General features: G+C 70.9%; 24 protein-coding genes. 14 read left to right on the top strand and 10 right to left on the bottom strand.

Going from position 1 to position 25,260, the window contains the following annotated elements; translation table 11 throughout:
- Positions 1–92: 92 nt before the first annotated feature.
- Together QSK25_RS08890 and QSK25_RS08885 are read left to right on the top strand one after the other, a co-directional pair.
- Positions 93–500, top strand: a complete 408-nt coding sequence (locus QSK25_RS08890) for a YciI family protein (protein ID WP_285636184.1) — start codon at positions 93–95, stop codon at positions 498–500.
- A 3-nt stretch (positions 501–503) separates the two neighbouring features.
- Positions 504–1,634 (top strand): RNA polymerase sigma factor, encoded by a 1,131-nt coding sequence (locus tag QSK25_RS08885; RefSeq protein ID WP_285636181.1) that lies wholly within the window; start codon positions 504–506, stop codon positions 1,632–1,634.
- 69 nt (positions 1,635–1,703) lie between these two features.
- On the opposite strand, the gene QSK25_RS08880 is transcribed toward QSK25_RS08885, so the two are convergent.
- The 4 genes from QSK25_RS08880 to QSK25_RS08865 form a co-directional block, all read right to left on the bottom strand.
- Complete coding sequence (locus tag QSK25_RS08880; protein ID WP_285636178.1) at positions 1,704–2,264, bottom strand: ferritin; 561 nt, start codon at positions 2,262–2,264, stop codon at positions 1,704–1,706.
- A 99-nt stretch (positions 2,265–2,363) separates the two neighbouring features.
- Positions 2,364–3,551, bottom strand: coding sequence for an arginine deiminase (locus QSK25_RS08875; RefSeq protein ID WP_382442372.1), 1,188 nt, complete (start codon positions 3,549–3,551; stop codon positions 2,364–2,366).
- A 147-nt stretch (positions 3,552–3,698) separates the two neighbouring features.
- Positions 3,699–4,397 (bottom strand): CPBP family intramembrane glutamic endopeptidase, encoded by a 699-nt coding sequence (locus QSK25_RS08870; protein WP_502881825.1) that lies wholly within the window; start codon positions 4,395–4,397, stop codon positions 3,699–3,701.
- Positions 4,398–4,479: 82 nt separating this feature from the next.
- Positions 4,480–5,244, bottom strand: coding sequence for a DUF2470 domain-containing protein (locus tag QSK25_RS08865; protein WP_285636169.1), 765 nt, complete (start codon positions 5,242–5,244; stop codon positions 4,480–4,482).
- A gap of 78 nt (positions 5,245–5,322) precedes the next feature.
- On the opposite strand from QSK25_RS08865, the gene QSK25_RS08860 reads away from it, so the two are divergent.
- Together QSK25_RS08860 and QSK25_RS08855 are read left to right on the top strand one after the other, a co-directional pair.
- The gene (locus QSK25_RS08860) at positions 5,323–5,787 is read left to right on the top strand and encodes a hypothetical protein (RefSeq protein ID WP_285636166.1); all 465 of its coding nucleotides are present in this window, start codon (positions 5,323–5,325) and stop codon (positions 5,785–5,787) included.
- Entirely contained in the window at positions 5,784–6,236 is a 453-nt protein-coding gene (locus QSK25_RS08855; RefSeq protein WP_285636163.1) for a hypothetical protein, read from the top strand. Before QSK25_RS08860 ends, QSK25_RS08855 begins: the two co-directional genes overlap by 4 nt.
- Here QSK25_RS08855 and QSK25_RS08850 read toward each other — a convergent pair.
- The 4 genes from QSK25_RS08850 to QSK25_RS08835 are packed head-to-tail and all read right to left on the bottom strand — an operon-like array spanning position 6,233 to position 10,027.
- Positions 6,233–7,375, bottom strand: a complete 1,143-nt coding sequence (locus QSK25_RS08850; RefSeq protein ID WP_285636160.1) for a VWA domain-containing protein — start codon at positions 7,373–7,375, stop codon at positions 6,233–6,235. The genes QSK25_RS08855 and QSK25_RS08850 overlap by 4 nt on opposite strands.
- Entirely contained in the window at positions 7,372–8,004 is a 633-nt protein-coding gene (locus tag QSK25_RS08845; protein WP_285636157.1) for an IclR family transcriptional regulator, read from the bottom strand. Before QSK25_RS08845 ends, QSK25_RS08850 begins: the two co-directional genes overlap by 4 nt.
- Positions 8,004–9,167, bottom strand: a complete 1,164-nt coding sequence (locus tag QSK25_RS08840) for a fumarylacetoacetate hydrolase family protein (RefSeq protein ID WP_285636153.1) — start codon at positions 9,165–9,167, stop codon at positions 8,004–8,006. The genes QSK25_RS08845 and QSK25_RS08840 overlap by 1 nt, the downstream gene beginning before the upstream one ends.
- Entirely contained in the window at positions 9,164–10,027 is an 864-nt protein-coding gene (locus QSK25_RS08835; protein WP_285636149.1) for a hypothetical protein, read from the bottom strand. The genes QSK25_RS08840 and QSK25_RS08835 overlap by 4 nt, the downstream gene beginning before the upstream one ends.
- 70 nt (positions 10,028–10,097) lie before the next feature.
- Here QSK25_RS08835 and QSK25_RS08830 point away from each other — a divergent pair, with 70 nt between their 5' ends.
- The 6 genes from QSK25_RS08830 (at position 10,098) to QSK25_RS08805 (ending at position 17,791) form a co-directional block, all read left to right on the top strand.
- Positions 10,098–11,270, top strand: coding sequence for a homogentisate 1,2-dioxygenase (locus tag QSK25_RS08830; RefSeq protein WP_285636146.1), 1,173 nt, complete (start codon positions 10,098–10,100; stop codon positions 11,268–11,270).
- A gap of 33 nt (positions 11,271–11,303) precedes the next feature.
- On the top strand, positions 11,304–12,467 hold the full coding sequence (locus QSK25_RS08825) for an SWIM zinc finger family protein (RefSeq protein WP_285636143.1): 1,164 nt from the start codon (positions 11,304–11,306) through the stop codon (positions 12,465–12,467).
- Between the two features lie 55 nt (positions 12,468–12,522).
- A complete protein-coding gene (locus QSK25_RS08820; RefSeq protein ID WP_285636140.1) occupies positions 12,523–13,935 on the top strand; it encodes a DUF5691 domain-containing protein in 1,413 nt (470 codons plus the stop codon).
- Positions 13,936–14,095: 160 nt separating this feature from the next.
- Positions 14,096–15,181 (top strand): ATP-binding protein, encoded by a 1,086-nt coding sequence (locus QSK25_RS08815; protein WP_285636137.1) that lies wholly within the window; start codon positions 14,096–14,098, stop codon positions 15,179–15,181.
- Positions 15,174–17,351 (top strand): DUF5682 family protein, encoded by a 2,178-nt coding sequence (locus QSK25_RS08810; protein ID WP_285636134.1) that lies wholly within the window; start codon positions 15,174–15,176, stop codon positions 17,349–17,351. Before QSK25_RS08815 ends, QSK25_RS08810 begins: the two co-directional genes overlap by 8 nt.
- A 20-nt stretch (positions 17,352–17,371) precedes the next feature.
- Positions 17,372–17,791, top strand: a complete 420-nt coding sequence (locus QSK25_RS08805) for a hypothetical protein (RefSeq protein WP_285636130.1) — start codon at positions 17,372–17,374, stop codon at positions 17,789–17,791.
- A gap of 241 nt (positions 17,792–18,032) precedes the next feature.
- On the opposite strand, the gene QSK25_RS08800 is transcribed toward QSK25_RS08805, so the two are convergent.
- Positions 18,033–18,407, bottom strand: coding sequence for a cupin domain-containing protein (locus QSK25_RS08800; protein ID WP_285636127.1), 375 nt, complete (start codon positions 18,405–18,407; stop codon positions 18,033–18,035).
- A 72-nt stretch (positions 18,408–18,479) separates the two neighbouring features.
- Here QSK25_RS08800 and QSK25_RS08795 point away from each other — a divergent pair, with 72 nt between their 5' ends.
- The gene (locus QSK25_RS08795) at positions 18,480–18,914 is read left to right on the top strand and encodes a MarR family winged helix-turn-helix transcriptional regulator (RefSeq protein ID WP_285637564.1); all 435 of its coding nucleotides are present in this window, start codon (positions 18,480–18,482) and stop codon (positions 18,912–18,914) included.
- A 4-nt stretch (positions 18,915–18,918) separates the two neighbouring features.
- On the opposite strand, the gene QSK25_RS08790 is transcribed toward QSK25_RS08795, so the two are convergent.
- Positions 18,919–19,497 (bottom strand): TMEM165/GDT1 family protein, encoded by a 579-nt coding sequence (locus tag QSK25_RS08790; protein ID WP_285637549.1) that lies wholly within the window; start codon positions 19,495–19,497, stop codon positions 18,919–18,921.
- A gap of 329 nt (positions 19,498–19,826) precedes the next feature.
- Here QSK25_RS08790 and QSK25_RS08785 point away from each other — a divergent pair, with 329 nt between their 5' ends.
- From QSK25_RS08785 to cydD, 3 genes are read left to right on the top strand one after another with little or no spacing between them, the layout of a single operon-like run.
- Complete coding sequence (locus tag QSK25_RS08785) at positions 19,827–21,281, top strand: cytochrome ubiquinol oxidase subunit I (RefSeq protein WP_285636124.1); 1,455 nt, start codon at positions 19,827–19,829, stop codon at positions 21,279–21,281.
- Positions 21,282–21,293: 12 nt separating this feature from the next.
- Positions 21,294–22,265 (top strand): cytochrome d ubiquinol oxidase subunit II, encoded by a 972-nt coding sequence (cydB, locus tag QSK25_RS08780; protein WP_285636121.1) that lies wholly within the window; start codon positions 21,294–21,296, stop codon positions 22,263–22,265.
- The gene (gene cydD, locus QSK25_RS08775) at positions 22,265–25,258 is read left to right on the top strand and encodes a thiol reductant ABC exporter subunit CydD (protein ID WP_285636117.1); all 2,994 of its coding nucleotides are present in this window, start codon (positions 22,265–22,267) and stop codon (positions 25,256–25,258) included. The genes cydB and cydD overlap by 1 nt, the downstream gene beginning before the upstream one ends.
- Positions 25,259–25,260 lie beyond the last annotated feature (2 nt).

Below are 25,260 nucleotides of genomic sequence, written 5' to 3'. Positions count from 1 at the left end.
GGGGGACGGTGTCGAGATCCGCGTTTCGGCTCCGTCCCCGAGGTGTGAAGCGACCAGGATGGGTCGCACCAGCACCGAGGGAGACACCAGAGATGGCCAAGTACCTGCTGCTCAAGCACTACCGCGGCGCTCCTGAGCCGGTCAACAACGTCCCGATGGACCAGTGGTCGCAGGACGAGATCACCGCGCACATCAAGTACATGAACGACTTCGCGGACAAGCTCAAGGAGACCGGCGAGTTCGTCGACGGTCAGGCGCTGGAGCAGACGGGCACCTGGGTCCGCTACGACGGCGAGGGCCGCCCGCCGGTCACCGACGGTCCGTTCGCGGAGACCAAGGACCTGATCGCCGGCTGGATGGTGATCGACACCGACTCCTACGAGCGTGCGCTCGAACTGGCCGGGGAGCTGTCGGCGGCGCCGGGCAAGGACGGCAGGCCGATCCACGAGTGGCTCGAGATCCGGCCGTTCTACGGCAACGCGCCGACGATCACGGAGTGACGGGTGGACGAGGCGCTGCTCAGGAGCCTCACGCCGGCGGTGCTCGGCATCCTCGTCCGTCGCGGAGCCGACTTCGCGGCGGCCGAGGACGCCCTGCAGGACGCGTTGGTGGAGGCGGTGAAGGCGTGGCCGGACGATCCGCCGCGCGACCCGAAGGGCTGGCTCGTCACGGCGGCGTGGCGGAAGTTCCTCGACGCGACGAGGTCGGACACCGCGCGACGCCGGCGTGAGGACGTCGTCAACGCCGAACCTGAGCGGGGTCCGTCCCCCGACACCGACGACACGCTCCAGCTCTACTTCCTGTGCGCGCACCCGTCGCTCACGCCGTCGTCGGCCGTCGCGCTCACGCTCCGCGCGGTCGGCGGGCTGACCACGAAGCAGATCGCGCAGGCCTACCTGGTGCCGGAGGCGACGATGGCCCAGCGCATCAGCCGGGCCAAGAAGACCGTCGGCGACGTGCGGTTCGACCAGCCCGGTGACGTCGCGACCCTGCTGCGCGTGCTCTACCTCGTCTTCAACGAGGGCTACTCCGGTGACGTCGACCTGGCGGCGGAGGCCATCCGGCTCACCCGCAGGCTCGCCACCGCGATCGACCACCCGGAGGTCTCGGGCCTGCTCGCGCTGATGCTCCTGCACCACGCCCGCCGTGCGTCGCGGACGCGCGACGGCGCGCTGGTGCCGCTCGCCGAGCAGGACCGCGGCCAGTGGGACACGCGGCTCATCGCGGAGGGCGTCGAGATCCTCCAGGCGGCGCTCGCACGGGACCGGCTGGGCGAGTTCCAGGCGCAGGCGGCGATCGCGGCACTGCACGCGGACGCGTTCGTGGCCGAGGAGACCGACTGGGTGCAGATCGTCGAGTGGTACGACGAACTCCTCGCGCTCACCGGCAGCCCCGTCGTGCGGCTGAACCGCGCGGTGGCCGTGGGCGAGGCGGACGGGCCGCGCGCCGGGCTGAAGGCGTTGGCGGAACTGGACGAGTCATTGCCCCGCTACTCGGCCGTGGCCGCTTACCTCCACGAGCGGGACGGAGACCTCCGAACGGCTGCCCGCCTTTACGTCGAGGCCGCCGGGAAAGCTTCGAACCTCGCCGAACGGGATTACCTCACCCGCCAGGCGGCCCGGCTCAACAACTGAAAAGACCCGCCACCCGAATAGGGTAGGCGGGCCTTTGTGATCAGGCACTCAAGCGTGCAGAGGAAAGCTTCAGAGCGCTCCGCCGGCGGCGCTGGGGGCACCCGAGTCGGCACCTTCGTCGCCCACGCTCTCGCGGGTGAGGAACGTCTCCACGTAGAACATGTTGCCGTCGGCGCGGTCCATGATCGTGAGCAGCGTCTTCATCGAGGAGACCTCCTCGACCTGCTCCTTCAGGAACCACTGCAGGAACTGCTCGCCGATGTAGTCGCCCTCCTCGCGGGCGGCCTTGGCGAGCGCGACGATCTGGTCGGTGACCTGCTGCTCCTGGGTCAGGGCCAGCGAGACGAGGTCGCGCGGCGACTTGAACTCGTTGATCGGCGTCTCGACCCCGGGGATGGTGATCGCGATGTCGTTGTCCATCAGGAACTGCACGATCATCATCGCGTGGTTGCGCTCTTCGAGGGCCTGCTTGTAGAAGTGCGACGCGAGGCGGGGGAGGTCCTCGTTGTCGAACCACACGGCGAGAGCGATGTACTGCTGCGAAGCGGAGAACTCGTTGCCGACCTGAGCCTGCAGGAGCTCGTGGAACTTCGACTTTCCGGACAGGATCTTCTTCACGTTCGAGGCCATGAGGAGTACGTTAACCGAAAACGGGCATCCCCGCATTCCAGGAAAAGCTAACCTTTGTTTGGAAAGGTGATCCAAACAAAGGTTAGGCGTTCCTAAGAATCACACCAATGGCGCGCGGTCGATCGGGCACGACATGCAGCGGGGGCCGCCGCGGCCGGAGCCCAGTTCCGAACCGGCGATCCGCAGCACCTCGACGCCCTGGTCCTCCAGGCGCGCGTTCGTCTCCACGTTGCGTTCGTAGGCCACGACGAGACCGGGCGCGACGGCCAGGGTGTTGTTGCCGTCGTCCCACTGCTCGCGCTCGGCCGTGACGACGTCCAGGCCCGTGTCGATCACCCGCAGCCGTTCGATGCCCATCGCCTCGGCCGCCGCCTCCAGGAACGGCACGGGGCCGTCCACGCGCACGCCGCCGTCGCCGTCGGACCGCAGCGGGTAGGCGGTGAGGGAGTCGCTGATCGCCGGGTACATCACCACGGCGTCGCGGTCGACCATCGTGCAGACGGTGTCGAGGTGCATGGTGGCGCGTTCCTGGGCGATCGGCACCGCCAGCACCGTGTGCGCGAGGCCGTCCGCCAGGGCGGAGCGCGCGAACGACTCGGCGCCCGCCGGGGTGGTGCGCTCGCCGACGCCGATCGCGATCACGCCGGGGGCGAGCAGCAGCACGTCGCCGCCCTCCAGCGGCGCCGAGTGCGCGCCGTACGCGCGGCCCGTGCGGCGGAACCGCGGGTGGTAGGCGTAGATCAGGTCCGTCAGCGTCGTCTCGCGGTCGCGCGCGGGCAGGGCGAGGGACGTGATGGCCACGCGGTCGCCGACCCACACCGACGAGTCGCGGGTGAAGAGCAGGTTCGGCAGCGGGTCGACGGCGAAGTCGATCGGCAGGTGCATCTTGCGCACCAGCGACGCGCCCTCGGCGGCCGGCAGCTCCTCGAACGTCATGCCGGTCATCAGCACCTGCGCGAGCTGCGGTGCGGGCAGCGAGGTGAGGTGGCTGCGCAGCGCGTCGGCCAGGTCGATGCCGAGGCGGCGCTCGTTGACGGCGCTGTGGATGCCGGCGATGCGCGCTCGGTTGTCCTCCAGCGCCTGCACCAGCACGTCGGCCAGCAGCAGGACCTCGACGCCCTTGGAGGTCAGCGTCGCGGCGAACGCGTCGTGCTCCTCCTGGGCGCGGCCGACCCACGGCACGCCGTCGAACAGCAGCTGGTCGTTGTTGCGCGGGGTGAGCCTCTTGAGCTCGTTGCCCGGCCGGTGCAGCAGCACCGTGCGCAACGGCCCGACCTCGCTGTCCACGCGGGGCGCGGCGTCCGGGAGTGCTTCCGTCTCAGCGATCGTGTGCGCAGTCACCGGTCGAGCGTAACCCTGAACAGCACAAATCGCCGCTCACGGGCTCTGATTGGCAACGAATCGCATGTGAACCCGCGCTACACCCTCGAAACGTTAGGGCAACCAGCTGACTTTGCCGCGAAGTATTGTGTAACCGACGAACGCGACGACGTCGAGGATCGTGTGAGCGATCACCAACGGCCACAAACGCCTGGTCCGCTGCCAGTAGTACCCGAACACCAGGCCCATCACGACGTTGCCGACGAACCCGCCGAAGCCCTGGTAGAGGTGGTACGACCCGCGCAGCACGGCGGCGGCCAGGAGTGCGGTGCGCTGCCGCCAGCCGAGCTGGTTCAACCGCGTGATCAGGTACCCGACGACGAGCACCTCCTCCGCCCACGCGTTGCCCGCGGCGGCGAGGACCAACGCGACGCTCATCCACCACTGGTCGTCCAAAGTAGACGGCTGGACGGCGAGGTTCAGCCCGAGCGCCCACGCGGCGAAGTACAACCCCAGGCCGGGGATGCCGATGACCGCCGCGAGTCCCAGTGCACCGACCGAGTCGGCGAGCTTGCGCGTCCCGTCCAGGCCGATGACGCGCAGCTTGATCCCCGTGCGCCACAACAGGTACAGGCCGATGCCGCCCCACGCCGCCAGCTGCAACACGCCCAGCAGCTGCGCCACCAGGTCGAGCAGGTCGGCGCGCGCCTGCGGGACGTTGATCGCGACGGACTGCTGGTTGAGCGGCGTCGGCTGCAGCAGGCTGTCGATCAACCGCACGAGACTGCGCAGCCCGGACAGCCCGAGCGTCATGCTGAAGACGATCAGCAGCTCGATCTTGTACCCGCGCTTCTCGGCGTCGGGGACCACCGCAGGTTCGATCACCTGCGCGAGGCTACCGCTGGGACAGGAAAGGGCAGCCCATCAACCGCCGCAGCTCCGCGGCGAGTTCCTGCGGCGTGCTGACCGGCTTCGAGAACGCGATCCGCACGTCGTGGTCGTCGCACTCGGCCTCGACCCGCAACCGCAGCCCGAACCGGTCGAGGCCGAGCGGCCGCACGTGCCCCGCCCGCAACTCCTCCGGCAGGTGCCGCGCGAGCTGCCCGACGACGTCCCGGTGCGCCGCCTCCAGGTGTCGCAGCCAGTGGTCCTCGTTGCGGCAGAACGGATCCGGCTGCGCGCTCGCGAACTGCTCGGGCCGGATCGACGACGTCCCCTCGGCGTCCGCGATCACCATCGACGCCGGTGTGAGCCTCAGCACCGTGGCCCCGTGCCCGGCGTCCAGCAACCGGTGGTCGGGCCGCACGTCGGCCACCGCGAGGATCTCGTCACGAGCCTCCGCGCCGTCCAGCGCGGCCACCCAGCCGGTGAGCCACAACAGCCCGCGGACGGGCTCGCGCAACGGCACCGGCGCCTGGTCGGCGATCTCCAGCATCGCCGTCACCTCCGCCCGCGGCGTCTGCCACAACTGCCCGACCAGCGGGTGTTCGTCGGCCAGCAGCAAGATCGTCGTGCCGCACGGGTGCACGTGGTGGAACAGCGGACTGGTGCGGGACCCGGACTGAGGAAGCAGCGCGGCCGCCCCGTGGCGCTCCGCGATCGTGCGGGCGCGTTCAGCCGCGTGCGGCGCCGGCGGGCGCTTGGTCTGGGTGTCGGTCACCGCTCCACCTCCTCGAAGGTTAGGTAAGCCTAACTTAGCTTCGCTCATCAAGGGAAGCATCACCTGTACCTTGGTCAGGTGGTCGTGCCCAACAAGCCGTCCACCGAGGTGACGGCGCTCGACGATCGGTGGACCCGGCACTGCGTCGCCCGGGCGAGCCGTCGCGCCCTGGTGTGGACGGTGGTCGCGGGTGCGGCCTTCGCGCTCCAGTTCCTGCTGGTACTGGTGTGGTCGTGGTCTTCACCGGTGGCACTGGTGCTGCTCTTCTTCGCCGCGGCCGTGCTGTGGGTGGTGACGCGTCGCCGTCCGGTGCGTTTACCGGAAGGTGAACCGTGGCATTTCGCCCATGTGCAGTGGGAAGGAGGGCGTCTGGTCGTGTTGAGCTCACCACCGCTTTTGCTGACCCTGCGCGTGGGGCCGTTGCTGCGTGGGCGGATCGCGCGTCATCGGCGCGTGTGGTTCGTGCCGCCGGACGCGTCGGGCAACACCGTCGTCACGTTCCGCGGGGTGCCGCAGCTGATCCCGGCGCGTGTGCGCAGATGATCCTGGAGACCTGGAGCGACACGTGCCTCGCGCGGGCCGACCGTCGCGCTGTCGGGTACATCTTCTTCGCGCTCGCCGTGCTCGGTGTCGTGCTCTTCATCGGCTGGCTCTGGCTGATCGTGCTGTCGGTGCCGGTCGTGCTCGAACTGGCGGCGCCCGGCATCCGCCACTTCGTCACGCGGCGGGGCACGCTCGCGTTGATCGAGCAGTTCCCGTGGCGTCCCGTCTCGGCGAGGTTCGTGCCCGGCCGGCGCATCGGGCGGTCGGCGTACCTGAGCGTCGACGGGTCGGACAAGAACCTGCGGTTGCCCGAGCTCCCCGAGCGCGCACGGGTGCTGGTGCGGCACACCGGACGCGTGTGGATCGCCGGTCCGGACGAACGCGGGCGCGTGGCCGTGATGACGCGCGGCCTGGCGTTCCTCACGCGTGGCCGGGTCGTGGAGCGCTAACGGCCGGTGGCGATGCCCTCGGCCTCGGCCCACTGGGTGAGGTCGTCCTTGCGCAGCGCGGCCGCCAGCAGTTCGGGGAACTTGTCCGGCGTGCAGGCGAACGCCGGCGCGCCCAGGGCGTGCAGCTTCGCGGCCAGCTCGTGGTCGTACGACGGGGTGCCGGAGTCGCTGAGCGCCAACAGGTTCACGACCGTGACGCCGCTCGCGACGAGTTCGCGCACCCGCCGTTGCAGCTCGGTCTCCGACCCGCCCTCGTACAGGTCGCTGATGATCACGACGACCGTGTCGGTGGGCCTGCGGATCTGCGTCTGCGCGTAGGCGACCGCGCGGTTGATGTCCGTGCCGCCGCCGAGCTGGGCGCTGAACAGCAGGTCGACCGGGTCGCTCAGCTGGTCCGTCAGGTCCGCGACCTCGGTGTCGAACACGACGAGCCGGGTCGAGATCGACCGGATGCTCGCGAGCGCGGAACCGAGAACCGCCGCGTGCACCAGGGATTCCGCCATCGAACCCGACTGGTCGACCAGCAGGACCACGTCCCGCATCGCGGCGGTCCGGCTGCGCCTGCGGTGACCGATCAGGTCCTCGACGATCACGGTCTTGTGCTGCGGCTGGTAGTTCTTGAGGTTCGCGCGGATCGTCGTGGCCCAGTCGACGTCCGGCAGCTGCGGCCGGTGCGTGCGCTTGGAGCGGTCGACGGCACCGCGCACGGCCTCGACGAGCCGGTCCTTCAGGCGCCGCTCGATGTCCTCGACCACCTTCTGCACCACGGCTTTGGCGGTGTCGCGGGTGCGGGCGGGGATCGCGCGGGAGAGTTGCAGCAACGTGCTGACGAGGTTCACGTCCGGCTCGACCGACTGCAGCAGCTCGGGTTCGAGCAGCAGCTGCTTCAGGCCGAGCTTCTCGACGGCGTCGCGTTGCATGACCTGCACGACGGACGTGGGGAAGTACTTGCGGACGTCCCCGAGCCAGCGGTGCAGCTGCGGCGAACTCGCGCCCAGCCCGGCACCCCGGTCGCCACCGCCGCCGTACAGGCCCGTGAGCGCGCCATCACGCCGTTGGTCGTCCTCGCCGAGTTCGGACACGTCCTCGGCGCTCGGCCCCAGCAGCAGACGCCAGCGCCGCAGCCGTTCGTCGGTCATTTGAGTGCTGCCGCCACTTCTTCGGCCGCACGCACGACGTGAGGGCCGACGACGTCCGCGTCGAGCTTCTCCAGCGCCACGACACCGACGGACGCCCGGAGACCCGGAACGCCTCGAACCGGTGCCGCGACGCCGTACGCGTTCGGTTGCAGCTCACCGGCGGAGACGACCCACAGCTCGGACGGCTGCGAGATGGCCTTGCCGGCGGCCCCGCGCTGCACCGGGTGGCGCGAGCCGACCCGGTACGCCACGTGGAAAGCGGTCCACGACGGTTCGACGACCGCGACGGCCTGCGCCTCGCTGCCGTCCGCGACCGTGAGGTGTGCGGTGGCGCCGACCTTCTCGGCGAGCTCGCGCAGCGCCGGGTTCGCCGCCATCCGCAGCTGGGGGAGGACGTTGGAGGCGAGCCGCAGCACGCCCAGGCCGAGCCGCACCTTCGAGCCCTCGCGCCGCACGAGACCGCGCGACTGCAGGGGCACGAGCAAGCGGTAGACCGCGGCCCTGGACGCACCGATGGCCGTGGCGAGCTCCGAGATGGACGGTGCCTCGGACTCCGCCTCAGCGACCGCCTGGAGCAGCGCCAGACCCCGTTCCAGGGTCAGCGAGCTCTCCTTCGTCGCTCCGACCATCACGCACTCCGAACTGTTCCCACCACCTCGGCGAGACCGACCACGGAGCCGCCTTCGCCGGGGGCGGTCGCGGTCAGCCTGACCGTGTCGCCGTCCTCCAGGAAGGACCTCGTGGAGCCGTCGTCGAGCTTGAACGGTTCCTTGCCGCCCCAGCTGAGTTCGAGGAACGAGCCGCGCTCGTCCTTCTCCGGTCCCGAGACCGTGCCGGAGGCGAACAGATCACCTGGGCGCACCGTAGCGCCGTTCACCGTCATGTGCGCCAGCTGTTGCACAAACGACCACGACATCTCCCGGAACGGAGGCCGCGCGACGATCGTGTCGTTCAGCTCCACGGTGATCGTGATGTCCAGGCCCCAGGGCTGGTCGCACGTCAGGTAGTCGTGCAGCTTGTTCGGCAGCGGCGGCGTGGGCACGCGTGCAACTGAGAACGCCTCCAGCGGCGTGATCCACGCGCCGATGGACGTCGCGAACGACTTGGCGAGGAACGGGCCGAGCGGCTGGTACTCCCACGCCTGGATGTCGCGCGCCGACCAGTCGTTCACCAGCGCGACGCCGAAGACGTGCTCGGCGGCGCGGCTCGTGGACACGCCTGCCGCCTTCGGGCCGCCGCAGACGAACCCGACCTCGGCCTCGATGTCGAGGCGTTCGGACGGGCCGAACTTCGGGCCCTCGCTGCCGCGCTTCTGGCCGTTCGGGCGGACGATCTCGGTGCCCGAGACGTACACCGTGCCCGCGCGGCCGTGGTAGCCGATCGGCAGGTGCGTCCAGTTCGGCGTGAGCGGGTCGCCGTCGGGGCGGAACATCCGGCCGACGTTCTCCGCGTGGTGCCTGCTCGAGTAGAAGTCCACGTAGTCGCCGACCGTGAACGGCAGCTTCGCCGTCTCGATGCCGACGAGCTCGGCGCCCTTGGGGGCGGAGCTCGCCGTGACGATCTCCCGCAGCTTGGCCCGCAGCACGCTCCAGACCGGCCGTCCGGCGGCCAGCAGCGGGTCCAGGGAGTCGCCCTGGACGTACTCGCTGCACTTGCCCAGCGCGAGGCTCTTCAGGAGCAACGCCTGGCCGCCGACGCGGACCGCCACACCGCCGTCGACGACGCCGTAGGGCAGGGTCTGCGGTCCGAACGGCTGGTCCTCGGTGAAGTCCGGGTCGCTGATCCAGCTCACAGCAGCCCCAGCCCTTCGAGGTCCTCGATCGGTTCGGCGAGCGAGCACGAGCCGTAGCTCGCGAACACGCCGCGGACGGCGTGCGCGGCCTGGTCGCTCAGCGCCTTCGCCTCGGCGGTGAGAGCCTCGGCGTCGGTGCTCGCGAGCGCCTCGCGGACGTCGCGGCCGCTCAGGCTGCGGGCGGTGGCCACGAGGAGGTTCAGGAAACCGTGGTGCGTGAAGCCCTGCTCGTCGGTGTAGCGGACGGCCTTGTGCAGGCCCGCCGTCGCCTTGAACGCGACGCCGCCGCCACTCACGACGCTGAGGAAGTCACCGACCTCCTCGACGCTCGGGAAGTTCTCCTGGGAGAGACCGCCGCAGCGCAGCTTGGGCCAGCTGCCGTGCTCGATGACCCGGCGGACGCCGTCGAGCCACTCGGCACCGCCGCGGCGGGGTTCGACGACGCGGATGACGTCCTCGGGCACGAACTCGGACACGCGCTCGAGCCACACCTCGTCCACATCGGACGGTGCGGGCATCTCGACCATGCGCAGGGCCAGGAGTTCGCTTCGGCTCTCGACGATCGAGACGGCCTTCGGCACGCCGCCGAGGCCGGTGTCGATCACGAGGCTCAGTGCGATCGGTTTGGCCGGCTTCACCTTGATCAGCTCGGTGATCAGCTCGGCCAGACGGGAGGCGGGACAGAGGAAGAGGCCCATGACGCCGGACCACTCGCCGACGCGTCCGTCGAGGTGACCGCGCACCGCGTCGGGCATCGACGCGTTCCCCGGAGGGAACAGCGCGGCATCGTCCACAAGCCTCGCGAGCAGGGGCGGAGTACCGCGCGGACCGGGCGCACGGAGTTCGACAGCGCTTGACACGGCTGACACGCTAGCTGGGTATCGGTAAGTGAACAAAGATGTCCGATAATCGAACGCCCTCGGAGAGGTCATGGCTTACTACCGCCAGGTCGGGGAGATCCCCCGAAAGCGCCACACCCAGTTCCGCAAACCGGACGGTGGGCTCTACGCGGAAGAGCTCATGGGGGTCGAGGGGTTCTCGGCCGATTCGGCCCTGCTCTACCACCGGCACCTGCCGACGGCGATCGTCAACGCGGAGACCGTGAAGGACGAGCGCGGGTCGGTGGCGCCGAACCTGCCGTTGAAGCCCCGGGCGTTCAAGACGCAGGACCTGACCTGGGCTTCCGACGAGGTGGACGCCGTCACGGGCCGTCGCCGGTTGTTCGGCAACCCGGACGTGACCATCGGTTTCGTCGTCGCCACGGTGCCGTCCCCGTTGTACCGCAACGCTTTCGGTGACGAGCTGCTGTACGTGCAGTCCGGTTCCGGGGTCATCGAGACGATCTACGGGGCGTTGGAGGTGGCCGACGGCGACTACGTCGTGATCCCGACCTCCTGCACGTACCGGGTGGTGCCGTCGTCGCCGATGTCGATCCTGGTGATGGAGGCGACCGGGCACATCGGTCCGCCCAGGCGGTACCTGTCGAAGGCCGGACAGTTCCTCGAGCACTCGCCCTACTGCGAGCGCGACATCCGCGGGCCGGTCGAGCCGTTGCTCGTGGACGGCGAGGACGTCGACGTGCTCGTGCGGCACCGCGCGGGCCTCACACGCTTCACCTACGCCAACCACCCGTTCGACGTGGTCGGCTGGGACGGGCACCTGTACCCGTGGGCGTTCAACATCCGCGACTTCGAACCGATCACCGGTCGCGTGCACCAGCCGCCGCCCGTGCACCAGACGTTCGAGGGCCCGAACTTCGTCGTGTGCTCGTTCGTGCCGCGCAAGGTGGACTACCACCCGTTGTCCGTGCCGGTGCCGTACAACCACGCGAACGTCGACTCGGACGAGCTGATGTTCTACGTGGGCGGCAACTACGAGGCGCGCAAGGGCTCGGGCATCGGCGTCGGCTCGCTGTCGCTGCACCCGTCCGGCTGCACGCACGGACCGCAGCCCGGCGCCGTCGAGGCGTCTCTCGGCGTGGACTACTTCGACGAGACCGCGGTCATGGTCGACACGTTCCGCCCGCTGGAGTTGGGCGAGGCAGCGGAAGCCTGCGAGGACCCCGCCTACGCGTGGACCTGGGCCCGTCGCGGTCCGGCCTGATTTTCTGTCGGGGGTCCTCGCTACTTTGGTCTGGTGAGGACACGAGCCGTTCCGATGCGCTGGCAGGGCCTGGGCAAGGCCCTGCCGGTGCTGTGGGGCCTCTACGCGGGCTCCGGCTCGACCCCGTACCGCGTGTGCGTCGACCTGGCCGCGGGCTCCGCCAAGTGCACGTGCCCGTCCCGCAAGTTCCCCTGCAAGCACGCCATCAGCCTGCAGGAACTCGATCTCCCGGACGCCTCGCCGCCCGAGTGGGTGGCGGAGTGGACGGCCAAGCGGGCCGCCCGCGAACTCGACTCGTCCCCCGAGGCGGTGGCCCGCCGCCTGCGCGCCCGCGAGAAGACGGCCGCCAACCGCGCGCTGGCGATGTCCTCGGGCATCGACGGGTTGCGCGACTGGCTCCTCGACGTGGCCTCGGCCGGCATCGCCTCCCTGCCCGGCCGTCCGGCCTCGTGGTGGCAGGCGTTCACCGCTCGCATGATCGACGCCCAGGTGCCCGGCATCGCCGCCGCGGTCACCGAGGTCCAGGAGATCGTCGCCCGCTCGGGCCCGCGCTGGACCGCCGACGTGGCCGACCGCCTGGGCGGCCTGCACCTGCTCTGCTTCGTGCAACCGCGCGCCCGCCTGGGCGTGACGATCCCGGAGGAGACGGTCCGCGCCACCCCCGGCGTGACCGACAGTTGGGTGGCGTTGCTGCGCATGGAGACCGACGACGGCCGCGTGCGCACGGTCCGCCAGTGGTGCTGGGGTCGTACTTCCGAGCGCTGGGTCGTGGCGATCCGGCACTCCGCCGTGGGCGCGCCCGTGCCGCTGCTGCCGCACGGCCTGGAGTCCACGGCCCTGGTCCACCCGTATCCGGCGTCGGACCGGGTGGCGCTGGGGGAGCTGACCGAGTCCGTCGCGCCCGCCCACGTCCCGGCGCCCGTCTCGTGGCGCACGTCGCTGGCGTCGCTGGAACCGATGCTGGTCGCCGATCCCTGGCAGCGGCTGTTCCCGTTGGGGTGCGCGGAGGTGCGGCTGCACGGGTCGTCGCTGGTCGACGCTTCGGGCCACGGCTTGCCGGTCCGCGACGACACGGGCCTGGACATGGCGCTGGCGTTGACGGGCGGTGTGCCGTTCGACGCCTGGGGCTTGTGGGACGGGCACGCCCTGCGCCTCGGCGCCGTGTCGATCGACGGCGTCCTGGAGGTGGTGGCGTGACCGCCCCCGTGCCCGACCCGTGCCGCTTCTCGGGCGACACCCCGGAGGTGGTGGCGTGAAGGACGAGTGGTCCAGGACCGTTCAGGACCTCCTCATCGGCACCACCCGCGGCGGCGGCGACCCGACAGCCCTGCTGGCCGACTGCGCCGCCCTCGGCGTGGCGGCGTTCGGCGCCACGCTGCCCCAGGAGGCCACAGCCGAGCCGGTGGCACTGGCCCCACCCGAACCCGCCACCCGCCCCCGCCCGGCCGCCAGGGCCGTTCTGGAGGCGATCATGAGCCTGGACGACGAGGTGCTCCTGACGGAGTGGTGCGCGCTCGCCAAGGCCAACGACGTCGTGGCCGAGCACCGCATGCTGCCGTCCCTGCTCGCCATCGGCACGGCCCGCCCCGGGCTGCGCGCCGCCGTGGTCGAGGTCCTCGGCACCCGCGGCCGCTGGCTGGCGGGCACCCGTCCCGGCTGGTCGTGGGCGAGCGGGGCCGCGCCGCTGGTGGACGAGGTGCCGCTGGAGGAGGTCCTCGACCTGCCGAGCGCCCAGCGGGTCCGGGCGCTGCGCCGCAAGCGCAAGGCCGATCCGCTGCAGGTGGGTGCGTTCATCGCGCGCGAGTTCGCCGAGTCCCGGCGGTCGGCCGATCGGCAGGTGCTGATCAGCGCCCTCGAGACCGGCCTCGGCCCCCAGGACGAACGCCTGCTGGAGGCGGCGCTCGACGACAAGTCGGCCGCCGTCCACGACGAGGCGCTCAGACTCCTGCGCCGGCTGAAGCCCACCCGTCTCGGCGCCCGCGCGGCCCACCGCCTGCGGCACGGCCTGAGGCTCACCGCCGACGGCCTCGACATCCGGCCCGGCGAGCTGTGGACCGCCCAGCCCGAGGACCCCGAACTGCGCGACCTCATGCGCGACGGTTCGGAGAAGGGCGTGGCGGGCCGCATCCGGGCGGCCGCCGCGAGCGTGCCGCCGTCGTACTGGACCTCGACGCTGAAGGCCGACGACGAGAAGGCCGCCGGCATCCTGCGCAGGGGTCCGTGGGCGGGTCCGCTGCTCAGGGGCGTCGCCGACCAGCTCGCCGCCGCGAAGGACCCCAGGCCGTGGGCGGTGGCGGCCGCCGAGACGCTCACGGGCATGGAGCAGCTCGAGATGCTGGCCGCGTTGCCCGCCCAGGTCGCCGAGCAGGCGGTGGTGGCCGTGTCGAAGAACTGGCACTACGACCTGCTCGACCACGCGTGCGCGCAGTTGCCGGCGCCGTGGTCGCCGGAGACGACCCGCGCGTTGATGCACCGCTACGCCGCCCTGCCCGATCCCCGGTGGCGCTCGGGGCGGCCGCCCGCCGTGCTGCTGGCGCGGGGTGACGCCGACCTGCTCGGCGCCAGCTGGGAGGCTCTGACCCGTCGCTGGCCGGAGAACTCGCTCGAGCTCGAGGTGCTCCGGCTCCGCATCCGCCTGCGTGAATCGTTCGCCCCACCGCCGTAGGGTCTGCGTCGAAGTCCGGTCCGCGACAGCGGCCCTCGGCGGTGCGGCCGGACGACCCACGTACGACTCCGGTATGCGGGCCGTCCGGCCGCACCGCCAGGAACCACCCCGGGCGCGACCCTCGTCGAACCGGACTTCGACACAGACCCGAGGAGGCACAGTGACCGCCGTGCTCAGGCCGACGGCCGAACAGCAGTACGCCGCCGAGCTGGAGGCCGTCGCCGCCCAGGACGACCGGCAGCGGCCGCCGAACTGGCGGTTGTCGCCGCAGGCCGTGGTCACCTACGTGCTGGGCGGCACGCTGCCCGACGGCACGGTGATCACGCCGAAGTACGTGGGCGCGCGCCGGCTGGTCGAGGTCGCGGTGGGCACCCTGGTCACGGACCGGGCGCTGCTGCTCGTCGGCGTGCCGGGCACGGCCAAGTCGTGGCTGTCCGAACACCTGGCGGCGGCGATCAGCGGCGACTCGACGCTGGTCGTCCAGGGCACGGCAGGCACGAGCGAGGACCAGGTCCGCTACGGCTGGAACTACGCCCGGCTGATCGCCGAGGGCCCGAGTGAGAACGCGCTGGTGCCGAGCCCGGTGCTGCGCGGCATGCAGAGCGGCGCGATCGTCCGCGTCGAAGAGCTGACCCGCATGCCGTCCGAGGTGCAGGACTCGTTCATCACGGTGCTGAGCGAGAAGTCGCTGCCGGTGCCGGAGCTGAACACGCAGGTCCAGGCCGTGCCGGGGTTCACCGTGATCGCCACGGCCAACGACCGGGACCGGGGCGTCAACCAGATGTCGTCCGCGCTCGCGCGGCGCTTCAACACCGTCGTGCTGCCGCCGCCCGCGACCGAGGACGCCGAGGTCGAGATCGTCATCACCAGGGCCCAGCAGCTCGGCAAGGCGCTCCAGCTGCCCGCCGAACCGCCCGCCCTCGACGAGGTGCGCCGGGTCGTGCGGATCTTCCGCGAGCTGCGCAACGGCTCCACCGTGGACGGTCGCACCCAGCTGAAGAAGCCGAGCGGCAGCCTGTCCACGGCGGAGGCGATCTCGGTCATCGCGAACGGCATGGCGCTCGCGGGCCACTTCGGCGACGGCACCCTGGGCGCCGACGAACTCGCCAGTGGCCTGATCGGTTCGGTGATCAAGGACCGGGTGTCGGACGCGACGGTCTGGCAGGAGTACCTGGAGACGGTGCTGAAGGAGCGCTCCGAGTGGCGCGACCTCTACCGCGCCTGCCTGGACGCCAGCGGTGACTGAGGCGGACCCCGGCCCGGTCCTGCTCGGCATCCGGCACCACGGCCCCGGCTCGGCCCGGATGGTCTCGCGGGCGCTGGAGCAGACCCGCCCGTCGCTGATCCTGATCGAGGGCCCGCCGGAAGCGGACGCGCTGCTCGAGCACGTCCACGCCCTCACCCCACCGGTCGCGATCCTGCTGCACGACGAGACCGAACCGGAGAACGCGGCGTTCTGGCCGTTCGCCGAGTTCTCCCCGGAGTGGCAGGCCCTGCGCTACGCGGCCGAGAACGGCGTCCAGGCGCGGTTCTTCGACCTGCCGGCCGCGGCGTCGATCGGCGACGACGGTCCGAGCGGCGCCGTCGACCCGATCGGCCTGCTGGCTGAGGCCGCGGGCTTCGACGACCCGGAACGCTGGTGGGAGGACGTCGTCGAGCACAGCGCGTCCGACCCGCTCGACCTGGCCGGCGCCATCGCCGAGGCCATGGTCGCCGTGCGCGCGGAGTTCGAACACGAGGTCGGCGAACGCACCCTGCGCCGCGAAGCGTTCATGCGCCAGACGATCCGCAAGTCCCGCAAGGAGACCGACGGCCCCATCGCCGTCGTCTGCGGCGCCTGGCACGTTCCCGCGCTGCTCACCAAACCGACGGTCGCCTCCGACACGGCCCTGCTGAAGGGATTGCGCCGCCGCAAGATCTCCGGCACCTGGGTCCCGTGGAGCCACGGCCAACTCGCGGCCGCGTCCGGTTACGGCGCCGGCATCGACTCGCCGGGCTGGTACGCCCACCTCTGGCAACACCAGCAGGACGTGGTCCCGCGCTGGTTCGCGAAGGCCGCCGCCGTCCTGCGCGAGGAGGACCTCCCGGCCTCCACCGCGAGCGCCGTCGAGGCAGTCCGCCTGGCGGAAACGCTTGCGGCCCTTCGTGAACGCCCCTCGGCGGGCCTGAGCGAGGTCAACGAGGCGGCCCTCGCCGTCCTCTGCGGTGGCGAGGAGATCCACCTCCGGCTGGTCCACCGCAAACTGGTCGTCGGCGAACGCCTGGGCGAGGTGGGCGACGCCGTCCCGCGTTCCCCGCTGGCCGCGGACCTCCAGCGCCTGCAACGGAAACTCCGCCTCCCCGCGGACGTCCAGCCCAAGCAGCTGAAGCTGGACCTCCGCAAGGACACCGACCGGGAACGCTCGAAACTCCTGCAACGCCTGGACGTTCTCGGCGTCCCGTGGGGCAAGCCGGACCGTTCCAACTCCCTCGGCACCTTCGCCGAGGTCTGGCAACTGCGCTGGGACCCGGTCTTCGCAGTCTCCGTGGCGGTGGCGGCCCGCCACGGCACCACCGTCCACACGGCAGCGGAGAACGTCCTGACCCAGTCGGCCAAGGACGCCCAACGGGTGGCCGACGCGGCCGCCACCCTCACCAGGTCGGTCGGCTGCGAACTCCCCGCCGCCGTCGCCGAGTCCCGCAAGGCCCTGGACCGCTGCGCCGCCCTCGCCACCGATGCCCTGGAACTCCTGGCCGCCCTCCCGGACCTGGCCAGGACGGTCCGCTACGGCTCGGTCCGCGGCACCGACCCGGAACTCCTCCGGGTAGCCCTGCACGGCCTCCTCACCCGAGGCGCCGTGGGTCTGCCCATCGCCTGCCGCAACGTCGACGACGAAACGGCAGAACACGCCCTCCAGGTGGTGGACGGCGCCCACGAGGCCACCCGCCTGGCAGCCGACGAGGACCACCAGAAGACCTGGTGGCGCGCCCTGCACGCGCTGGTCAAGGCCGAGGCCCACGGCCTCCCGACCGGCAGGGCCACCCGCCTGCTGTGGGAGGCGGGCGAGGTCACCAGCGACGACGTCGCCACCCGCCTGCACCGCAACGTGGCCACGGCCTTCGTGGCGGGCTTCCTCCGCGGCTCTGCCACCCTGCTCGCCGCCGACCCGCGCCTGTTCGGCCTGATCGACGAGTGGCTCAGCGGCCTGCGCGGCGAGGCGTTCGACGACGCCCTGCCCCTGCTCCGCCGGGCCATCACCGACTTCACCCCGGCCGAACGCCGCCTGCTCGGCGAACGCGTCGTGGCGGGGGAGACCCCGCAGCCGACGTCCGACGACGAGTGGGACCTCGCCATCGCCGAACGCCTCGCCGCCCACGTCCGCGGCCTGATGGCGGGAGTTTCGAGGCCGCCGGATGCGGTGATCCCAGAGGCGTGACCGCACCAGGAGAAGACCGCGTGACCGTGCCCGACGACGAGCGCGCCGTGGAGCCGGTGGAGGACCGTGCCGTCGTACCGGACGGAGAGCGGCCCGTGTCAGTCGACGAGGAGCCCGCCAGCGCGGTGGACGAGCCGGCAGGCGCTCCGGACGGTGAGTCCGCAGTGCTCCCGGACGGCGCCACGAGGGCGACGACCGGGGCGTCACCGACGGCGACGGCCGGGGTGTCGCCGGCCGAACGGTCCGCCGAGCCGCCCGGTGACCTCACGCCGCCCGACGAGGACCGCCTCGACGAGTCCCAGCAGCTCATCGACGAGGCGAAGAAGATCGCCCACGACCTCCGCGAAGAGGTCCCGGACACCACGCCCGAAGCGCCGCGCGAAGAGGTTCCGGACAGCAAGCCGGAAACGCCGCGCGAAGAAGGCTCCCCGGCGAACTGACGCGCGTTGTCCGCAGGTTGCTGAACGGTCGTTGCCGCAGTCTGACGCGCGTTGTCCGCAGGTCGCCGAACGGTCGTTGCCGCAGTCTGACGCGCGTTGTCCGCAGGTTGCCGAACGGTCGTTGCCGCAGTCTGACGCGAGTTGTCCACAGATCGCTGAACGGTCGTTGCCGCAGCTCAAGCCCCGATAAGATGGAAGCGGGGGCCGCCCCCTGGGAGGGTGGGCCCCTGTCCGCCGTCCGCTAGAGCGACCAGGGCGGCGTGATGGTCTGCCCGTCCGCCAGCGTGCCCTGGATCCCCACCGACGTGGCCACCAGCACCCGTGCCGGCCCGCCGGTCAGTGCCAGCTCCGTGTTCGGCGGCACCACGATCGCGTCGCCGGCCGAAGCGGTCTGGCCCTGGATCGTCACCGACCCGGACAGCACGTAGAACACCTCCTCCTTCGACGCCCGGTGTGGCGTCCCGTCCCCGCCTTCCGGCACGTCGACCGTCCAGACCGCGATCTCCGCACTCCCGCGCGACGGCACGGCCAACGACCGGAACTCGAACCCGCCGAACGAGTGCGCAGCGGCGGAATCCCCCGTGATCAGCACGACGACAACCTCCAAAGTAGTCAACCAAGTTGTCCAACCTTAGAATAAGGTCAACCTGGTTGTCTACCCGAGGCGGCGAACATGGAACCGGTGCCGATGCTGCTGGCGATGACGTACCGCGCCCTGGGCGACCAGTTCCACGACCGCCTCGCCCAGCTCGGCCTCGAACCGCTCCGCCCGGCGCACGGCTACGTCTTCCGGTTCCTCAAGGAGAAGCGCGCCACGACCGTCGACATCGGACACCACCTCGGCGTCACCAAGCAGGCCGCCGCGAAGATCGTCAACGAGCTCGACGGGTGGGGGTACGTGCTCAGGGAGCCGCACCCCACCGACAAGCGCGCCCAGTACGTCACCCTGACCACCAAGGGCCGCGACTACCTGAAGTTCGCCGACAACCTGTGGACGGACCTGGAGTCCGAAATGGCCGAAGCGATCGGCGCGGACACCCTCGACACCGTCAAGCAGGGCCTCGCCGCGTACCTCCGGCACGTCCACGGCGAGGACCAGCCGGGCCTGCGCCCGGTCTGGTGACGGACTAGAACACCTGCGTCAGAGCGATCACGCCGAACACCGCGAAGACCACGCCCGCGACCCGCTGGATCCAGTGCGTCGGCAACCGCCCGGCGAGCTTCCGCCCGACCAGCACGGCCAGTCCGGCCACCGCGACCAACGCCAGCCAGGCCCCGAGGCCGACGGCGACGGGCTCGCCGTACCGGGCGGTGATGCCGGCGGTGGCGAGCTGCGAGGCGTCGCCCCACTCGGCCGCGAACAGCACGCCGAACGAGGTCAGCGCCGCCCGCCAGAACGGCACGGCGGTGCGCACCCCCGCCTCGTCCGCGGAGTCCTCCTCTTTGGAGAACCCCTCCTTGAGCAGCAGGAACGCGCCCGCGAGGAACAGCAGGGCCACGATGCCGGCCACGACCCGGTCGGGCAGCAGGGTGATCGCGGTGCCGAACGCGGCGCCCACGACGGTCTGCACGGCGAACGCGGCGATCACGCCGACGAAGACGGGCCACCCGCGGTAGCGCGTCGTCAGGACCAGGGTGGCGACCATGGTCTTGTCGGGGAGCTCGACGAGGAACACCACCGCGAAGGCGGTGATGAACGCGAGCAATGAAGTGGCCACGAGGTCCTCCACGTCCGAATACGAACCCGGACGGAGGCGCAACAGACCCCGACCGGGCATGCTGCAACCCGGCCGGAGGTCTCGTTCGCCCGATCGAAATCGAGTGTGGGACCGGATCCGCTCGAAGGCGGATCAGTATGTCGATCACCACGCCACCGGCCGAGAACTCCGGTGGGAACTACTCCCCTCTGGCGCTCACATCGTAACCGACGCATGTCACCCACAAGGCGTGACTTCGCGCACGGGACCTTGGTCCCGAACGTGGACGGGACCGTCGTACCTGATGAAGACCATGATCCACACCTACGCTCGGAAGCGTGGACGTACTCGAACTCGCACGGTGGCAGTTCGGCATCACCACCGTCTACCACTTCCTCATGGTGCCGCTGACGATCGGTCTCTCGATCCTGGTCGCCGGTATGCAGACGGCTTGGGTGCGCACGGGCAACGAGCGCTACTACAAGATGACGAAGTTCTGGGGGAAGCTCCTCCTGATCAACTTCGCCATGGGTGTCGTGACGGGCATCGTGCAGGAGTTCCAGTTCGGCATGGCCTGGAGCGCCTACTCGCGGTTCGTCGGTGACGTCTTCGGCGCGCCGCTCGCGATGGAGGGGATCGTCGCCTTCTTCGTCGAGTCGACGTTCCTCGGCCTGTGGATCTTCGGCTGGGACAGGCTGCCGAAGAAGATCCACCTCGCGTGCGCCTGGGCGTTCAGCCTCGCCACGGTGGCCAGCGCGTACTTCATCCTCGCCGCCAACTCGTGGATGCAGCACCCGGTGGGCATCGAGATGCACGACGGACGGCCGCGGCTCACCTCGATCTGGGCGGTGCTGACCAACAACACGGTGCTCGCCGCGTTCCCGCACACCATCGCGGGCGCGTTCGCGGTGGTCGGCGCGTTCCTCGTGGGCATCGCCGCCTGGCACCTCTGGCGCAGGTCGGAGGAAGAACGCGTCTGGCGCAGTTCGCTCAAGCTCGGCACGTGGGTCGGCGTGGTCGCGTTCGCGGCGCTGAGCATCAGCGGTGACCTGCAGGGCAAGCTGATGTTCGAGCAGCAGCCGATGAAGATGGCCGCCGCGGAAGCGTTGTGCCACACCGAACAACCGGCGAGCTTCAGCGTCTTCGCGGTCGGCGACGTGACGCGCCCCGACTGCGAGAACGTCAAGAGCATCACGGTCCCGGCACTGCTGAGCTTCTTGGCGCACAACGACTTCAGCAGCGAGGTCAAGGGCATCCAGGACCTCGTCCCGATGTACCAGGAGAAGTACGGCGAGTTCTACCCCGTCGACGAACGGCTGGGCGAGCTCAGCGGCAAGCCGATCGACTACGTGCCCGCGCTTCCCGTGACGTACTGGGGCTTCCGCCTCATGATCGGGTTCGGCGGAATCTCGGCCGGTCTCGGGGTGTTCATGCTCTGGTTGACGCGCAAGAACCGGACGCCCACCGGCTGGTGGTTCCCGGCTCTCGGTCTCGCCGGCATCGCGACTCCCTTCCTGGCCAACAGCTTCGGCTGGATCTTCACGGAGATGGGGCGCCAGCCGTTCGTGGTCGTCCCGAACCCGACGGGCGTCGACGGGGTCTGGATGTTCACCGCGCAGGCGGTCAGCCAGGTCTCGCCCGCCGAGATCCTGACCTCGCTCATCGCGCTGACCACCGTCTACACCGTGCTGGCGGTCGTGGAGTTCTACCTGATCCGCAAGTACGTCCGGGGCGGGATACCCGGCGTGCTGCCGCAGAAGACCGACGACGGCGCCCTGGCGTTCGCGTACTAGGGGAGAGGCGACGTGGAAACGCTCTGGTTCGTCATCATCGCCGTGCTGTGGCTCGGCTACCTGTTCCTCGAAGGATTCGACTTCGGCGTGGGCATGCTGCTGCCGGTTCTCGGGCGCAGCAACGAAGAACGCCGAGTCATGATCAACACCATCGGGCCGGTCTGGGACGGCAACGAGGTGTGGCTCATCGTCGCGATCGGTGCCACGTTCGCGGCCTTCCCCGGCTGGTACGCGGCGCTGCTGAGCGCCGCGTACCTGCCACTGACGTTGTTCCTCATCGCGCTGATCGGCCGCGGGGTCGCGTTCGACTACCGCGGCAAGGTCGACAACCCGCGCTGGCGCAAGGCCTGGGACCACACGATCGTCATCGGTTCGTGGGTCGCCACGCTCTGCGTCGGCCTGCTGATCTCGACGACGGTGCTGGGCCTGCCGATCGACGCGAACGGTGACCGCGTCGGCTCGCCGTTCGCGGCCATCCGGCTGGAGACAGTCGTTGGAGCGCTTGCGTTCGCGGGCTACGCGCTGGTGCACGGCGCTGTGTTCACGGCCTTGAAGACCGAGGGCGAGATCCGCGAACGGGCCCGCCGCGTGGCGTTGCTGATGGCGCCGGTCGTGCTGCTGCCGCTGGTCGCGCTGCTGGCGATCGTCGCCGGGCTGTGGGCCGCGGTGGTCGTGGTGGTGCTGGGCCTCGCGATGTGGCGGCTCGCGGCGGACCGCGACGGGCAGTCGTTCGCGTTGATGGGGCTCGCGATCGCGGCCACGGTCGTGGTGCTGTTCGGCTCGCTCTACCCGAACGTCCTGCCGTCGACGCTCAACGACGCGTGGTCGCTCACCGTCGCCAACACCGCGTCGAGCCCGTACACGTTGCAGGTGATCACCTGGGTCGCCGGCTTCGGCACTCCTGCCGTGCTGGTCTACCAGGGCTGGACCTACTGGGTGTTCCGCAAGAGGATCGGCGTCCAGCACATCCCGGCGGCGCACTGATGAAGCGAGGCCCGCTGGGAGCTCTGCCCCAGCTTTCGAAGAACGCCAGGCGCGCCCTCGTCGGGGTGGGCGCGCTGGCGTTCCTCAACGCCCTGGCGCTCGTCGCCCAGGCCGTCGCGCTGGCGTCGGTGATCACGACCCGCGAAGGCCTGCCGCTCCTGGCCGTGGCGATCCTTGCGCGCGCAGGTCTGTCGTGGGCCACCGAGTCGACCGCCGCTCGTGCCGCCGCCGGTGCCAAGGAGGAGCTGCGGACCCAGCTGCTCGCCAAGTCGTTCGAACGCGGCCCCGGCTGGATCGCCGACCGCGGCACGGCCGAGCTGTCGGTGCTCGCGACCAAGGGCCTCGACGCGCTCGACGCCTACTTCACCCGCTACCTCCCGGCGCTGGTCACGGCCGTGGTCGTGCCGCCGCTGGCCGGGGCGTGGATCCTCTTCACCGACTGGCCCTCGGCCGTGCTGATCGCCGTCACCGTGCCGCTGATCCCGATCTTCGCCGCGTTGATCGGCTGGTACACCGAGAAGCGCGTGCAGAAGGCCGCCGACGTCACGGAGCTCCTGAGCGCGCAGCTCCTCGAACTGCTCCGCGCGTTGCCGGTGCTGACGGTCTTCGGCCGCGCCGAGCAGCAGGCGGGCGCGGTCCGGCAGATCGGTGAGCAGCACCGCAAGGCCACGATGGGCACGCTCCGGATCGCGTTCCTGTCCGCTCTCGTGCTGGAGATCGCGGCGTCGTTGAGCGTCGCGCTGATCGCGGTCGGCATCGGCATCCGGCTGGTGCACGGCGACATGACGCTGATGACGGCGCTGGTCGTGCTGATCCTGGCGCCCGAGTGCTACCTGCCGTTGCGCGCGGCCGGTGCGGCCCACCACGCCAGCGAGGACGGCCTGGAAGCGGTCCGGCGCGTGGCCGAGGTCGTGGACCACGAGGGCTCGGGGCGGCCGCGGCTGCCCGGCGGCTCGGTCCACGTCGACAACCTGCGCGTGCTGCGGCGTGGCGGGTTCGCCCCGGACGGCGTCAGCTTCGACGTGCGGCAGGGGGAGGTCCACCGGCTCGAAGGCGCGAGCGGTGAGGGCAAGTCGACGACGTTCCAGGTGCTCCTGGGGTTCCTGGAACCGACCGACGGCACGGCGTTCGTCGCCGGCGACATCGCCTACGTGCCGCAGAAGCCCGCGTTCGCCGCCACCACACCCCGCGCCGAGCTGGAACTCACGGTGCCGGATGCCGACGACATCGAGCAGGTCGCTGACGAGGTCGCGGCCGTTCATCTGCTCGACCGCCGGATCACCGACCTCTCGACCGGCGAACGCCAACGCGTCGCGGTAGCGCGCGCTCTGCTGAGGGTGCGTCACGGCGCGACGGTGTTGCTGCTCGACGAACCGACCGCGCACCTCGACCCGGTGACAAGTCGCAAAGTCGACAAAGCGATCAAGCGAGCAAGCGCCACGGCCGCGGTCGTCCTCGCCTCGCATCGCGAGAAGGAGGCGGCCGAGGAGGAGACGTTCGCCAAGGTCGTCACCGAGGAGACCGCCGCGGAACGGCCGAAGCGCCTGCCCGTGCCGTGGAAGGGCGCCGGTCTCGGCGTGCTCGCGGCGATGGCGGGCATCGCGCTGACCGCGCTGGCGGCGCACCTGATCGCCCGCGCCGCCGAGATGCCACCGATCCTGACACTGTCGGTGCTGGTCGTGGGCGTGCGGACGTTCGCGCTGAGCAAGGGCGTGCTGCGCTACCTCGAGCGCCTGGTCACGCACGACGAGACGTTCCGGCTCGCGAACGACCTGCGCGCCGAGCTGTGGTTGCGGCTCGTGCGCACCCAACGGCGTGATGGCCTGCAACGGCTCGTCGACGACACCGACACCGTTCGCGACCTGATCCCGCGCGTCCTGGTGCCACCGATCGTCGCCATGGGCGCGGGCATCGCGACCACCGTCCTGTTCGCCTTCATCGACCTCCGCGCCGCGCTGGTGCTCGGCGTCCTCCTGCTCGCGGCGGGACTCGCCGCCCCGGCCGTCGCCGTCTGGACCGAACGCCGGGCCAGCACGAAGCTCGCCAGGGGTCGCCGTCAGATCGCCGCGGACACGATCAACGCGTTGACCGCCGCGCCGGACCTGATCGCGCACGACGCCCACCACCGCCTGCTGGCCCGCCTGCACGCCGACGACGTCGACCTCGCCGCGCAGACCCGCAGGCAAGCGTTTGGCACCGGCGCTGCCACGGCGATCGTCCTGCTCGCGACGGGTGCGGCGGCGCTGCTCTGCGCCCTGAGCGGCAACCCGGTGCTGGGCCTCGTCCCGCTGGCGCTGGCCGAACCGCTGGCCGCCCTGCCGCTGGCCGCGCAGCAGCGCAGGGCGTTGCGGGAGGCCTCGGCACGGCTGCGGTTCGACGCCCCGGAACGGCCGGAGCCCGCGCGGGGCAAGCGCATCCGGCTGGAGAACGTCGACGTCCGCTGGCCCGGCGCGACCGAGCCGACGCTGCGCGAACTGCACCTCACCGTCGAGCCCGGCACGCACGTGGCCATCGTCGGTCCGTCGGGCAGCGGCAAGTCGACGCTGTTCGCGCTGCTCCTCGGCTTCCTGCCGCCGGAACGCGGGATCGTCGAACTGCCGCGCGCCACCTGGTGCCCGCAGGAACCGATGCTGGTCAGCACGACCGTGCGGGAGAACCTGCGGATGTCGGGTCAGCACGACGACGAGGCGTTGCGGCAGGCCCTGCGCGACGCGTGCCTCGACGACTGGGCGGACCGCCTCGACACGGTGATCAGGCCTGACCAGGTGTCGGGCGGCGAGGCGCAACGGCTGGCGCTCGCGCGGGCGTTGCTGCACGACGCCGACGTGGTGCTGCTCGACGAGCCCACCGCGCACCTGGACGAGCCCACCGCGCGCCGGCTGCTGGAGCGGCTGCGGCACGACGGCAGGACCGTCCTGCACATCACGCACCGCCCGGACGAGGCGGCGAGGGCGGACCTGGTGCTGGACCTCGGCACCGCCGCATACCGTTGAGA

Origin of the sequence: Lentzea sp. NBRC 102530 (assembly GCF_030269365.1) — a bacterium.
Taxonomy (GTDB): Bacteria; Actinomycetota; Actinomycetes; order Mycobacteriales; family Pseudonocardiaceae; genus Lentzea.
Note: the sequence above shows the minus strand (reverse complement) of the source record. Positions and strands in the feature narration are given on the sequence as shown.